General features: G+C 62.2%; 9 protein-coding genes. 1 reads left to right on the top strand and 8 read right to left on the bottom strand.

Annotation, left to right across the window (positions count from 1 at the left end; genetic code table 11):
- Window positions 1–179: 179 nt before the first annotated feature.
- The 5 genes from KQ659_RS13160 to KQ659_RS13140 form a co-directional block, all read right to left on the bottom strand.
- A complete protein-coding gene (locus KQ659_RS13160; RefSeq protein ID WP_216688426.1) occupies window positions 180–1,514 on the bottom strand; it encodes a TldD/PmbA family protein in 1,335 nt (444 codons plus the stop codon).
- Between the two features lie 62 nt (window positions 1,515–1,576).
- On the bottom strand, window positions 1,577–1,870 hold the full coding sequence (locus KQ659_RS22130) for a four helix bundle protein (protein WP_226929973.1): 294 nt from the start codon (window positions 1,868–1,870) through the stop codon (window positions 1,577–1,579).
- Window positions 1,871–2,020: 150 nt separating this feature from the next.
- On the bottom strand, window positions 2,021–3,670 hold the full coding sequence (locus KQ659_RS13150) for a TldD/PmbA family protein (RefSeq protein WP_216680643.1): 1,650 nt from the start codon (window positions 3,668–3,670) through the stop codon (window positions 2,021–2,023).
- A gap of 91 nt (window positions 3,671–3,761) precedes the next feature.
- Entirely contained in the window at window positions 3,762–5,081 is a 1,320-nt protein-coding gene (locus KQ659_RS13145) for a TldD/PmbA family protein (protein WP_216688428.1), read from the bottom strand.
- Between the two features lie 322 nt (window positions 5,082–5,403).
- Window positions 5,404–7,053 carry a TldD/PmbA family protein gene (locus KQ659_RS13140; protein ID WP_216680645.1) on the bottom strand — a complete coding sequence of 550 codons (1,650 nt, stop codon included), beginning with the start codon at window positions 7,051–7,053 and terminating at the stop codon, window positions 5,404–5,406.
- A gap of 296 nt (window positions 7,054–7,349) precedes the next feature.
- Here KQ659_RS13140 and KQ659_RS13135 point away from each other — a divergent pair, with 296 nt between their 5' ends.
- Window positions 7,350–9,476, top strand: coding sequence for a molybdopterin oxidoreductase family protein (locus KQ659_RS13135; protein WP_216680646.1), 2,127 nt, complete (start codon window positions 7,350–7,352; stop codon window positions 9,474–9,476).
- 46 nt (window positions 9,477–9,522) lie between these two features.
- On the opposite strand, the gene KQ659_RS13130 is transcribed toward KQ659_RS13135, so the two are convergent.
- The 3 genes from KQ659_RS13130 to KQ659_RS13120 form a co-directional block, all read right to left on the bottom strand.
- A complete protein-coding gene (locus KQ659_RS13130; protein ID WP_216688429.1) occupies window positions 9,523–10,329 on the bottom strand; it encodes a phosphatase PAP2 family protein in 807 nt (268 codons plus the stop codon).
- Window positions 10,330–10,511: 182 nt separating this feature from the next.
- A complete protein-coding gene (locus KQ659_RS13125) occupies window positions 10,512–11,978 on the bottom strand; it encodes an efflux transporter outer membrane subunit (protein WP_216688430.1) in 1,467 nt (488 codons plus the stop codon).
- A 121-nt stretch (window positions 11,979–12,099) separates the two neighbouring features.
- Window positions 12,100–13,284: an efflux RND transporter periplasmic adaptor subunit gene (locus KQ659_RS13120; RefSeq protein WP_216680649.1), complete on the bottom strand. Its 1,185-nt coding sequence runs from the start codon at window positions 13,282–13,284 to the stop codon at window positions 12,100–12,102.
- Window positions 13,285–13,401: the final 117 nt, after the last annotated feature.

Raw genomic sequence — 13,401 nt, 5'->3', positions numbered from 1 at the left:
AGCCGCAAGATAGGCGTAAGGGGTAAGTACCCAAGTGAGCAGATGCGGCGGGCGGGGCGGCGGTTGTCCGTGCCTTATCAGGAAATAAAAAAGCCACCAGTCGAGGTTGACTGGTGGCTTTCAAAAAAGTGCTTCTATTACGTCAATCACGCGCGGACTCGCAGAGTCCACTATACTTTTTATACTGCGTCCGACAGGCTCGTGAACGTGAAGTCCCGAATCTTGAGCGGCGGTACCAAATTCCCGTTTAACCGTACCGGCTTACCGATGGCTTCCAGGTTGTTGAGCATGATGACCGGGCTTTCGTTGAAGCGGAAGTTCTTGATGGGGAACTTGATTTGGCCGTTTTCGATGTAGAACGTGCCGTCGCGGGTGAGGCCGGTGAAGAGCAGCGTCTGCGGGTCGACGGGGCGGATGTACCACAGGCGCGTCACCAGAATGCCCTTGGCGGTGCCTTTGATGAGGTCGGCGGTGCTTTGGGTGCCGCCTTCCATAATCCAGCCGTTGGGGCGGGGCAGGTCGGGGATGCCGGCTTTCTGGGCCCAGTAGCGCGAGGCGTACAGGTTTTTCACCACGCCCTTGTCAATCCAGGTGGTGCGCTGCAGCGGGCGGCCGTCGCCGCTGAAAGTGAGGTCGCTGATTTCCGGGTTCAGCGGGTCGGAGTAGATGGTAACCCGTTCATCAAACAGCTTTTCGCCCTTGCGGTTGCCGCCGCCCTTCTTGCTGAGGAAGCTGCGGCCCTCGTCGGCGTTGCGGGCATCGAGGGCACCCATGAGCGCGCCGATGAGCGAGGTGTCCACGTTCGAGAGCAGGGCATTGGGCTCCATAATCACGGTGTACTTGCCCGGCTCAATGGCCCGTGCCTTCATGGAAGCAGCAGCTTTGTCGGCGGCCACTTTGGTGAAGCGGGCCGCGTCCATCTTGCTTGAGTCGATGTAATCGCCCGAGGCGTAGCCCGAGCCGGTGCCGTCGGGCGTGCGCACCGTCACCGAAAACGTCACGTTGGACGTGCGCTGGTAGGCCTCCAGGCCCTTGGAGTTGCGCTTGGCCACGAAGCCGTGCGAATCGTCGAGGAAGCCCGCCGAGCTCAGCTTTTTCTGGTCGCAGAGCGCCATGCTGGCCCCGATTTGCGCGGCCCGGTAGTCGGGGTCGATGGCGGCGGTGGCGGCGGCGTAGGAGCGGTTGCCATCCAGGTATGTCTGCGGCCCCAGCAGCGGCATGTACTCCGGGCTCTCGGGGGCGAGGCGGGCAATTTCCTCGGCCCGCTGCACGCAGCGGCGCAGGGTGGCTTCGTCGAACTCGTTGCAGGTGGCTACGCCGGCGCGCTTGCCAAAGCGGCTTTCCACGGCCAGCGACACGTTATCGCTGGCCCCGGCCGTGCTGATGGAGTTGCGGGCCGAGCGCACGTTGCCGCTAATGTTGCCATTGAGCGTGGCATCGCACTCATCGGCGGTGCTGAAACTGAGGACCTTTTTTAGGATTGTCTGGGCTTCGTCTTTGGAGAGAATGGCCATGATGTTTTTAAATGTGGAGATGTGCAGAATGGGAGAATGTGGAAATGAAGGAATGTGGGAATTCAGGCAGCGTTGGCTTTGCTGGAAATAATGATGCGGGCCAGTAGACGTCGGACGCTCAATAATTTGTCGTTCAAGGGTATGGGAGGCGTTGGGTAATTGGGCGCGTGCGTGCAGAGCTGGAGCCAGTAGTCGGTTTCTTCAGCTTCCTTCGCAGCAATCTTGCATTTGTGTACAAAGTCAGCACGGCTTTCAGTATGTTGCGCTTCGCGCACGTTGGCTTCCGACTGAAGTGCCACACCGAAGCAGCTGGCGAGCCACGACGTAGCGACGAGTTGCCTCCAACTCTTCCACATAAGCCAGTACTGCTAATACCAACTCAAAGGAGAGCCGCACAACCGGATTGTCGGCCTTGGAACCATTGCCAGTCGTACCTGAATCTGCTGCTACCATCACATTTCCCACATTTCCCACATTTCCCACATCAACCACATTCCCCACATTTTCTAGATTTTCCGCGCCGTATTTATCACGTTCACGCCATTGAAGCGCGTGGTGGCCGAGCCGTGGCTCACGGCCGAGCTCTGCGAGGGCTGGCCCTTGCCGTCGTTGAAAGCGCCGAAGAAACGGAAGTCACTTTCGTCGCATGAGCCAGCGCAGGAGTTCCAGAATTCCTGGGTGTTGGCCTGGTAGGCCACGTCTTCGAGCATCTCGGTGATTTTGCCTTTTTCGATGGCGTAGAACACCTGCCCGCCGAACTGGAAGTTGTAGCGCTGCTGGTCGATGGAGAACGAGCCGTTGCCGGCGATGTAGATGCCCTTATCGACCTTGCTCACCATTTCATCCACGCTCATTTTGGCTTTGCCGGGCTGCAGGCTCACGTTGGGCATGCGCTGGAACTGCACATCCTGCCACGACTGCGAGTAGCAGCAGCCGTCCGATTCCTTCTGGCCCACCATGTGCGCTTGGTCCCGGATTTTCTCGTAGTCCACCAGCGTACCGTCCTTGATGAGGTCCCAGCGCTTGGTTTTCACGCCTTCGTCGTCGTAGCCCACCGCGCCCAAGGTGTTGGGCGTCACCTTATCGGCCACAATGTTCACCACTTTCGAGCCGTAGGGAATGCCCTTGGCCTTCCACTCCAGGGTGGCAAACGAGGTTCCGGCGAAGTTAGCTTCGTAGCCCAGCACGCGGTCGAGCTCCAGCGGGTGGCCCACGCTTTCGTGGATGGTGAGGCCCAGGTGGTGCGGGTCGAGCACGAGGTCGTACTTGCCGGGCGTCACCGACTTACAGGTCAGCTTCTGCTTCACCTGCTTGGCGGCCAGGGCCACGTCTTCCAGCATGTCGTAGCTGTACTTGTAGCCGATGATGTCGGAGCCGGTGGGGCCGGCCATTTTATCGGCGGCTTTGGGCGTGAGGTACTCGTAACCCATGCCCACGGGCGAGCTCATGGCCTGGCGCGAGCGGAACTTGCCGCTGGCCCGGTCGATGGCCGTGACGCCGAACGTGGGGTAAATCCGGTGAATGTCCTGGTCGATGTAGGAGCCGTCGGTGCTGGCAAAATACTTCTGCTCGTTCACCTGAAACAGCACCGAGTTGATGAACGACACGCCCATATCCAGGGCTTTGGCGTTCACGCCCAGCAGCAAATCCACCTTGTCCTTGATGGGCACCTCAAACGCATTCTGCTGAATGGGCGCTTTCCAGCTCACCTCGCCGTAGCCCTGCTGCGGGGCCAGCTGCACCTTTTCCTTCTGCACCTTCGAGTTGGCCTTGGCAATCTGCACGGCCAGCTGGGCGGCTTTGGCAATGCCCGCCTCGGTCACGTTGTTGGTGGAGGCGAAGCCCCAGGTGCCGTTGGCAATCACGCGGATACCCACGCCGTAGCTCTCGGTGCTGGCAATGTTCTGCACCTGCTTTTCGCGGGTGAAGATGCCTTGGTTGAGGTAGCGGCCAATGCGTACGTCGGCGTAGCTGGCGCCGGCGGCTTTGGCGGCGTTCAGGCCGGCATCGGCGAGGCGCTTTTTCATGGCTACATCGGCGCCGGGCTCCAGCAGGCGGGCGGGGTCTACCAGCGAATGGCCGAAGCCGGGCAGGCTGGGCAGGAAAAGGGCGCCGGCGGCCAGGCCGGTTAGTCCTACAAAGTCACGTCTTTTCATAAGGTGAGAGTAGCGCGGACTTTTAGTCCGCGAGTGGTTTGCATGGAAAAAGTCACGTTTAATGCGCGGACTAAAAGTCCACGCTACAAGTCTACACCGCGTCCGACAGGCTGGTGAAGGTGAAGTCGCGGATTTTCATGGGTGGCACCAGGCTGCCGTTCAGGCGCACGGGCTTGCCCAGCGCCTCCAGGTTGTTGAGCATAATCACCGGGCTTTCGTTGAAGCGGAAATTTTTCACCGGGAATTTAATCTGCCCGTTTTCGATGTAGAACGTCCCGTCGCGCGTCAGGCCGGTGTAGAGCAGCGTCTGCGGGTCGACGGCCCGGATGTAGTAGAGGCGCGTGACGAGAATGCCTTTGGCGGTGCCTTTGATGAGGTCGGCGGTGCTTTGGGTGCCGCCTTCCATAATCCAGCCGCCGGGGGGCGGAATGTCGGGGATGCCGGCTTTCTGGGCCCAGAAGCGCGAGGTGTAGAGATTTTTCACCACGCCTTTGTCTATCCACGTCACTTTCTGCTGCGGGCGGCCGTCGTCGCTGAAGGTCAGGTCGGGCACGTCGGGGTGGGTAGGGTCGGAGTAGATGGTCACCCGCTCGTCGAAGACCTTTTCGCCCTTCTTATTGCCGCCGCCCTTCTTGCTCAGGAAGCTGCGGCCTTCGTCGGCGTTACGGGCGTCCATGGCCCCCATCATGTTATTGAGCAGGTCGATGGCCGCGGCCGGCTCCAGAATCACGGTGTATTTGCCCGGCTCAATGGCCTTGGCATTCACCGACGAAGCCGCCTTGTCGGCCGCCACCCGCGTGAGGCGGGCCGCGTCGAACCGGGCCAAATCGGTGTAGTTGGCAATGGCGTAGCCCGAGCCGGTGCCATCGGGCGTGCGCACCGAAATCGAAAAGTCGACGCTGCTCACCGGTTGGTAAGCCTCCAGGCCCTTGGAGTTGCGCTTGGCCACGAAGCCCGACGAGTCATTAAAGAAGCCGGCTGAGCTAAGTTTCTTCTGGTCGCACAGGGCCATGCTGGCCCCAATCTGCTCGGCCCGGTAGTCGGGCGTGATGGCAGCCGTGCGCGCCGCAAACGAGTTTGGCGATGCCAGATACGTCTGCGGGCCGAGCAGCGGCACGTACTCCGGGCTTTCGGGAGCGAGGCGGGCAATTTCCTCGGCCCGCTGCACGCAGCGGCGCAGCGAGGCCTCATCAAACTCGTTGCAGGTGGCGGTGCCGCTGCGCTTGCCAAAGCGCGACTGCACCGCCAGCGCCACGTTCTCGGCTGCGCCCGCCGTGCTGATGGAGTTGCGGGCCGAGCGCACGTTGCCGCCGCTGGTGCCCGTGAGGGTGGCCTCGCACTCGTCGGCGGTGCTGAAGCTGAGGACTTTTTTGAGGATGGTCTGGGCTTCGGATTGGGAGAGCAGGGCCATGTTTTCAGATGTGAAAATGTGTTGAATGTGGAAAATGTGGAAATGGAATAGTGGAGTTATTCAGAAAGTCACAAAAGGTCCTCAAACGGTCATGCAGAGCGCAGCATCTTACTCGCATCGTTGAACGGGCCTGACGATGCGAGCAAGATGCTGCGCTGCGCTCTGCATGACCGTTCGGGGACTTTCTAAACAGCTTCAGTGGGATGAAATTGAGAATGATGCATGAGATAGGAGCAAAGCGTGGCGGCTACGGCCGCTTACTTGTAGCGTCCTGAGCGGTCCATTTTCACATTCCCCACATTCAACACATTCCCCACATTAATTAAATCTTGCGGGCCGTATTAATCACGTTCACGCCATTAAACCGCGTGGTGGCCGAGCCGTGGCTTACGGCCGACACCTGGCTGGGCTGGCCCTTGCCATCAAAGAAAGACCCGAACAGCCGGTAGTCGCTTTCGTCGCAAATGGCGGCGCAGGAGTTCCAGAATTCCTGGGTGTTGGCCTGATAGGCCACGTCTTCGAGCATCTCGGTGATTTTGCCTTTTTCGATGGCGTAGAACACCTGCCCACCGAACTGGAAGTTGTAGCGCTGCTGGTCGATGGAGTAGGAGCCGCGCCCGGCAATGTACACGCCCTTGTCTACGTCCTTAATCAACTCGTCGACGCTCATTTTGGCTTTGCCGGGCTGCAGGCTCACGTTGGGCATTCGCTGGAACTGAACCGAGTCCCAGGAGTCGGCGTAGCAGCAGCCGTCCGATTCCTTCTGGCCCACGATGTGCGCCTGGTCCCGGATTTTCTCGTAGTCTACCAGCGTACCTTCTTTAATGAGGTCCCAGCGCTTGGTTTTCACGCCTTCATCGTCGTAGCCCACTGCGCCCAGCGAGCCGGGCTGCAGCTTATCGGCCACAATGTTCACCAGCTTCGAGCCGTAGGGAATGCCCTTGGCCTTCCAGTCGAGGGTGGCGAAGCTGGTGCCCGCGTAGTTGGCCTCGTAACCCAGCACGCGGTCGAGCTCCAGCGGGTGGCCCACGCTCTCGTGGATGGTGAGGCCCAGGTGGTTGGGGTCGAGCACGAGGTCGTACTTGCCCGGCGTTACCGACTTGGCGGTCAGCTTCTGCTTCACTTGCCGGGCGGCCAGGGCGGCATCTTCCAGCATGTCGTAGCTGTTGCGGTAGCCGATGAGGCCGGTGCCGCTGGCGCCCGCAATCTTATCGGCGGCCTTGGGCGTGAGGTACTCGTAGCCCATGCCCATGGGCGAGCTCAGGGCATCGCGGCTGCGAAACTTGCCACTGGCCCGGTCTACCCCCGAAACCGAAAACGTGGGCCAGATGCGGTGCACGTCTTGGTCGATGTAGGAGCCGTCGGTGCTGGCAAAATACTTCTGCTCGTTAATCTGAAACAGGGAGGAGTTGACGAAGCTGGCGCCGTTGTCGAGGGCCTTGGCGTTAGCGGCCAGCAGCAATTCAACTTTCTGCGCCACCGGCACTTCGAAGGCGTTTTGCTGGATGGGCGTTTTCCAGCTCACCTCGCCGTAGCCTTGCTGCGGGGCCAGCAACACCTTCTCTTTCTGCACCTTGGCGTTGGCCTTGGCGATGGCTACGGCCAGCTGGGCGGCTTTGGCCAGGCTGGCCTCGGTCACGACGTTGGTGGCCGCGAAGCCCCAGGTGCCGTTGGCAATCACGCGAATGCCCACGCCGTAGCTCTCAGTGCTGGCGATGTTCTGCACCTGCTTTTCGCGGGTGAAAATGCTTTGGTTGAGGTAGCGCCCGATGCGCACATCGGCGTAGCTGGCGCCGGCGGCTTTGGCGGCGTTCAGGGCCGCATCAGCAAGGCGTTTTTTCTGGGTGAGGTCGAGGCCGGGCTCCAGCAGGTGGGCGGGGTCAACGAGGGTGCCGCCGAAGCTGGGAAAGCCGGGGAGGAAGAGGGCCCCGGCAGCCAGGCCGGATAGTCCTACAAAGTCGCGTCGTTTCAAAAGAGGGTAAGCGTTTTAGTGATGCAGGAAGCAGATTCGTAAAGATGGGACGAAATCTTAATCAAATAGACATGAAGGAGCGCGCAACGTTGCGTTGCTGGCGAAGGAAAGATAGAACGTCATGCCGAGCGCAGCCGAGGCATCTCGCGTGCCATAGTAACTCAATCGGGAGAACGGTCTTGATTACTGCTGCACGCGTTATGCCTCGGCTGCGCTCGGCATAACGTTCTTTACCTTGCTGCCCATTACCGCTCACGCGCGGACTCGCAGAGTCCACGGTACTTCCCACCCACTTCATGCCCATCGAAACCCACTACCGCGCCTGCAACCTCTGCGAAGCCATCTGCGGCCTCGAAATCACCCACGAAAACGGCCGCGTCCTCAGCATTGCCGGCGATGCGCAGGACCCCTTTAGCCGGGGCCACATCTGCCCCAAGGCCGTGGGCCTGAAGGACATTTACGAAGACCCCGACCGCCTGCGCCGCCCCCTCAAGCGCATCGCCGATGGCTGGCAGGAGCTCGACTGGAACACCGCGCTCGATGAAGTCGCCGCCGCACTGCGCCAGCAGCGGGAGGCGCACGGTCTGCACGCCACCGCCTGGTACGCCGGCAACCCCAGCGTGCATAACTCCGGCACGCAGCTGGCGGCACCCGGCTTTCTGCGGGCGCTGGGCTCGCGCAGCCTGTTCTCAGCCTCGTCGGTCGACCAGCTGCCGCACCACTTTGCCGCCTGGCAGCTCTACGGCCACCCGCTGCTGCTGCCGGTGCCTGACCTCGACCGCACCGACCATTGGCTCATCCTTGGCGGCAATCCCCTGGTGAGCAACGGCAGCCTGATGACTGCGCCCGACGTGGCCAAGCGTCTGCAGGCCATTCAGGCCCGGGGTGGCAAAGTAGTCGTTATCGACCCGCGCCGTTCCGAAACCGCCGCCAAAGCCGATGCTCACCACTTCATTCGCCCCGGTACCGACGTGTTTTTACTGCTGGCGATGACGCAGGTTTTATTTGCCGAAAACCTGGTGAAACCCGGCCGGCTGGCCGACATCACGGATGGTATCGAAGCCCTGAACGCGGCCGTGGCTGAGTTTACGCCTGAGCACGTCGGCGCCGTAACGGGCATTGCGCCGGCCGAAATCCGCACGCTGGCGCGGGAGCTGGCAGCCGCTGAGCGCGGAGTTGTTTATGGTCGGGTAGGGGTGTCGGTGCAGGAGTTTGGTGGGCTGTGCCTCTGGCTGATAAATGCCCTGAACCTGCTCACCGGCCACCTCGATGAGCCGGGCGGCTACATGTTTGCCACGCCCGCGCTCGACGTGCTGGGCAAGCCGGGCCACTACAACCGCTACGACCGGTACCGCAGCCGCGTGCGCCAGGCCCCCGAGTTCATGGGCGAGCTGCCGGTGGCCTGCCTGGCCGAGGACATGCTCACGCCCGGCGAAGGCCAGCTGCGGGCGCTGGTCACGAGCTGCGGCAACCCGGTGCTGTCCACGCCCAACGGCGGGCAGCTCGATACCGCCTTGGCCGGGCTGGAGTTCATGGTGTCCATCGACATCTACCTCAACGAAACCACCCGCCACGCCCACTACATCCTACCGCCCGCCACCGGCCTCGAAACTGCGCACTACGATGTGAGCTTCCACGCTCTGGCCATTCGCAACACCAGCCGCTACTCCGAGCCGCTGTTTGCCAAAGACCCCGACGCGCGCTACGACTGGGAGATTTTTGAGGGCCTGCGCCAGCGCCTCGAAGCCGGCGATGCTTTCGATGCCGTTGCCGCGCCCGCCCCCGAAAATCCGGCAGCTAAAATCGACCTTGGCCTGCGCTACGGTGCCTACGGCCGCACTGGCCTCTCGCTCGATAAGCTGCGCGAAAACCCGCACGGCCTCGACCTCGGCGAGCTACAGCCGCGCCTGCCGGCCGCACTGCGCACCGAAAACCAGCGCATCAACCTGGCCGCCCCGCTCTTCCTGGCCGACCTGGACCGCGCCCGGCGGGTGCTGGCCGCCACTCCCGTCGCAACCGCCGACCAGCTACTTCTCATCAGCCGCCGCGAGTTGCGCTCCAACAACTCGTGGATGCACAACCTGCCGCGCCTCATCAAAGGCCGCAACCGCTGCACCCTGCAAATGAACCCCGCCGATGCCGCCGCCCGCCAGCTCACCGATGGTCAGCCGGTGCGTGTGCGTTCCCGGGTGGGTACCATCGAGCTGCCCGTCGAAATTACGTCCAGCCTCATGCCCGGCGTGGCCAGCATGCCGCATGGCTACGGCCACACCCGGCCCGGTACCCGGCTAGCCGTGGCGCAGGCCCACGCCGGAGCCAGCATCAACGACCTGACGGACGATGCTCGGCTCGATGAGCTGACGGGCAATGCGGCGCTATCGGCCGTGCCGGTGTGGGTGGAGGCAGCGCTTAATGAGGAATGAAGAATTACCCGGCTGGCAATTTCTCATTCTTCATTGAGCAAAGCGGCTACTTTTTCGGCCGCCACGAAATGCTAATGCCCGTGGCACCGTTGCCGAAGTAGGCCGGCACCATTCCGACATCGCGGCCAATGGACTTGCGGCCCCAGCGGTTGCGGTGGCTCAGGTAAGCCAAGTGGGCGGAGAAGATGCCGAAGCCAGCGCCAGCCACCACGTCGCTCTGCCAGTGCTTGTCGTTAATCATGCGCAGGGCGGCCACGCTGGTGGCAATGGTGTACGCGCCCACACCGTACCACTGGCTCTTGTCGCGAAACTCGGTGTGTACGATACTGGCCGCCAGGAAGGCCTGCGCTGTGTGGCCCGATGGAAACGAGAGGTTGTCCTGGCCGTTGGGCCGCGTCTCATTGGCCAGGTACTTCACGGCAAACGTGGAAGCCAGCATAATGGCCTCGCCCTTGGCAATGATAAGCAGGGTGTTGATGCGGTCGTTGTGCGACTCTACGCCGGCAATGGCCACGGCGGCCAGCTCGAAGTAGGGGGCAATAATGAGCGTGTTATCAAAACCCGTGCTCACCGGCCGAAACTGCTTTTGCGTGAACTCCCGCGCACTGCGGTTGATGCCCGCATCGCCCTGCGCCGTGATGGCGCCGTAGGTTATCAGCGCGGCCGGAATAGCCAGGGCTCTGAATACCTTGCTTTTGAAAAAGGGAGTCTTCACCCCTGAAGACACACCGCCGGGGTTTTGATATTTTTCGGTAGTATCGGCTCGGGTAGGATTTACCTGGGCCTGTACCGGATGGATTGCCCCGATTAATAGTATAATGGCGGCAAAGCGGGTGATTAAAAAGGAGCGCATGAAAAAGAAATTGGAGTCAGATAAATTGCGGGTTCGTTCTTACGGACCTCTTAACGTAAACGTGGCATTAGTTTATGTTGAAAAATACAAATGTTTGATTTACAGATTAATTATAAAGTAAAAAAATCCTCATCGGCTTGACAGTGATTTTCAAATCGGTATGAAATCTCTAGGATAAGCTCCTATTCCCAGCCGCCGCCCAAGGCCCGTACCAAGGCCACGCTGGCCCCCAATAAATTGCTTTGCGCCTGGGTGAGCAGCGTGGCCGCATCGAGGGTCTGGCGGTCGGCATCCACCACCTCAAAGTAGTTGGTGAGGCCGGCCCGGTAGCGTTCCTTGGTGAGGGCGCTGGCCAGGCGGGCGGCGCGGTAGGCACGCTGGCGGGCCGCCACCTGGGCCTGGTACTGGCGCACATCGGCCTGGCTGGTTTCGGCTTCCTGAAACGCTACTAGGGCCGCCTGGTGGTAGTCGGCCACCAGTGCTTCGGCTTCGGAGCGAGCCACCTGCTCGTTGGCGCGGTTGCGGCCACCGTTGAAGACGGGAATGCTCACGCCGCCGCCCACGTAGTAGGTGTAGTTGTCGGCCACGCGGGCCAGGTCGCCGATTTTGGCACTCTGCGGGCCCAGAAAACCATTGAGGCGCACAGTGGGCAGGCGCGTGAGCTTGGCTACATCCACGCGGGCGCTGGCGGCGGCGAGGCGACGCTCGGCCTGCTGCAAATCGGGCCGGCGGGCCAGCAGGGCCGCCGGCAGCGAAGCCGGCACCGCCGGGGCCACCAGCGGCCCGGCCTGCGGGGCCACCGCGAAACCACTGGCGGGCACGCCCAGCACCGTAGCCAGCGAGGCTTCGAGGCCCAGGCGCTGGCGGCGGGTTTCGATAACGCTGGCATCAACGTTGGCCAGCTCGGTTTCGGCGCGGTGCACGGCAATCTCATTGTCCACGCCGGCCTGGTAGCGGGCGCGGGTCAGGTCCAGGCTGTGCTGGCGGTCGAGGCGGGCGGTATCGAGCACCAGCAGCTGCGCATCGAGCCCGCGAAGGCCGAAATAGTAGGTCGCGGCATCGGCGGTGAGGGAGAGGAGCACGGTGCGGCGGTTGGCTTCCTGCACCTGCGCATCGGCCTCGGCGGCGCGGATGCTGCTTCGGATGCGGCCCCACACGTCGAACTCATAGCTGGCATTGATGGGAATATAATATTGGGTCTGAATCACCCCTAGGTTATTGGTAGCCACCGGAAACGGCACCGGCCGCAGCCCCGAGAGCCGCGAGCGGTACACCTGCGGGTCCACCGTCACCAGGGGCGAGCGGTAGGAGTTGGCCACCCGCACGTTGGCGCGGGCGCTTTCCACGCGGGCCAGGGCGGCTTGCAGGCTGAAGTTCTGCGCCGTGGCCTGCTGCTCCAGCGTATTGAGACCGGGGTCGTTGAAGAGCATCCACCAGCTGGCGGGCGCGGGCAGGTTGTTGACGGTGGGCGGGGCCGTGCCTGGTAGGGTGCTGCTGGCCACGGCGGCCGGCGGCGTGGCGGCCGTGGGGCTGTCGGCTGTGTTTTTCCAGGCTGCGGGGGTGGGCAGGCTGGGTGGCGCGTAGCTGGGCGGCCGCACGCAGCTGGCCAGCAGCAGGATGAGGAAGAAAGGGGAGAGGCGGAAGGTCATTTTTAGTTGTCAGTTGGCCCGGTCCGACCGCCCTAGGCGGTCCGACCGGTTGCCGTGGGGGCGGCATCGTTCTTACTTTAACCGGTCGGACCGCCTAGGGCGGTCGGACCGGGCCAACTTCCTATTTCACCGGCGACGACACGCGCGGGGCATCCGGGTCATTGGGCCGGGGCCTGGCGGGTGGGGGGCCAGCGGGCTTGGCGGGCGGGGTGAAGGCTTGGGTTTGCACGGCCTGGCCCTCGGTGAGGGTTTCGGCGGGGTTCAGTACCAGCAGCTCGCCTGCCTTCAGGCCCTGCGATACTTCGAGCTGGTTGCCGAAATCGCGGCCCGTGACGATGGGCTGGTAGTGGATTTTGCCGTCCTGCACAGTAGCCACGCGGCTTTCGGTGCCGCCGGGCACTAGGGCATTGGCCGGAATGATGACGCCGGGCGCGGTGCGTGGCAGGTAGAATTTCACCTGGGCGTAGCTGCCGGGGCGCAGCTCGCCGCGCGGGTTTGGCACCTGTACTTCGGTGAGCAAGGTGCGGGTGTTGGGGTCGAGGGCCCCGGCATTGCGCACCACTTTGGCTGCGAAGGGCTTGCCCGCGAACTCCGGCACCAGGTAATCGGCTGTCATCCCGCTTTTGATGGACGGGGCGAAGTTCTGCGGTACCTGCACGTAGGCGCGCAGCTTGTCGGTCTGCTCAATCTTAAACAGCTGCGAGCCCGGCGCGTTGCTGGTGCTTACGAGGCTGCCTACTTCCACATTCCGCTGTGTGACAGTGCCGCTGAACGGGGCCGTGATGCGCCGGAAATCCTGCTGTGCCAGCAGCTGCTGCAAAGCGGCCTGCTGCACCGAAAACTGCGATTTGGCCACGTCCAATTCCTGCTTCGAGATGGCCCCGGGCAGCGCCACGCCCACCAGGCGGTTGTAGCTGGTTTTGGCCAGGCCGAGGTTGGCGCGGGCCTGGGCTACCTGCTGGTCGAGCTCGGGCGTGGTTACTTCGGCCAGCACCTGTCCGGCGCGTACTTTCTGGCCAATATCAGCGCTCCACGACTTCACGAAGCCGTTGGCCCGGGCAAATACGAAGGTTTCGCGCAGCGACTTGGTATCGGCGGGCAGCGTGACGGTGGTGGTATCGGGCGCGGCCTTGGCCTTGGCTACGGTAACCATTGGCACGGCATCGGTCTTTTGCTGGGCTTCGGCGTTTCGGGCTTTCTCCTGCTTGTGGCGTGGCATGTAGCCGAGCAGAAAAAGCCCGCCAAATACAGCGAGGACGATTAAAATTATCAGCCAGAACCGGCCGGAGGAGTTGGAATCGGACATTATCGTTAGGTAGTATTTCTGACGGTTTTAGCCCGCAGAAGTCGCAGAGGTTTACGCAGAAGTCGCAGAACGTTCAGCGTCATCTGCGTAAACCTCTGCGACTTCTGCGGGCTAAAA

This window comes from Hymenobacter siberiensis (genome assembly GCF_018967865.2).
Taxonomy (GTDB): Bacteria; Bacteroidota; Bacteroidia; order Cytophagales; family Hymenobacteraceae; genus Hymenobacter; species Hymenobacter siberiensis.
Note: the sequence above shows the minus strand (reverse complement) of the source record. Positions and strands in the feature narration are given on the sequence as shown.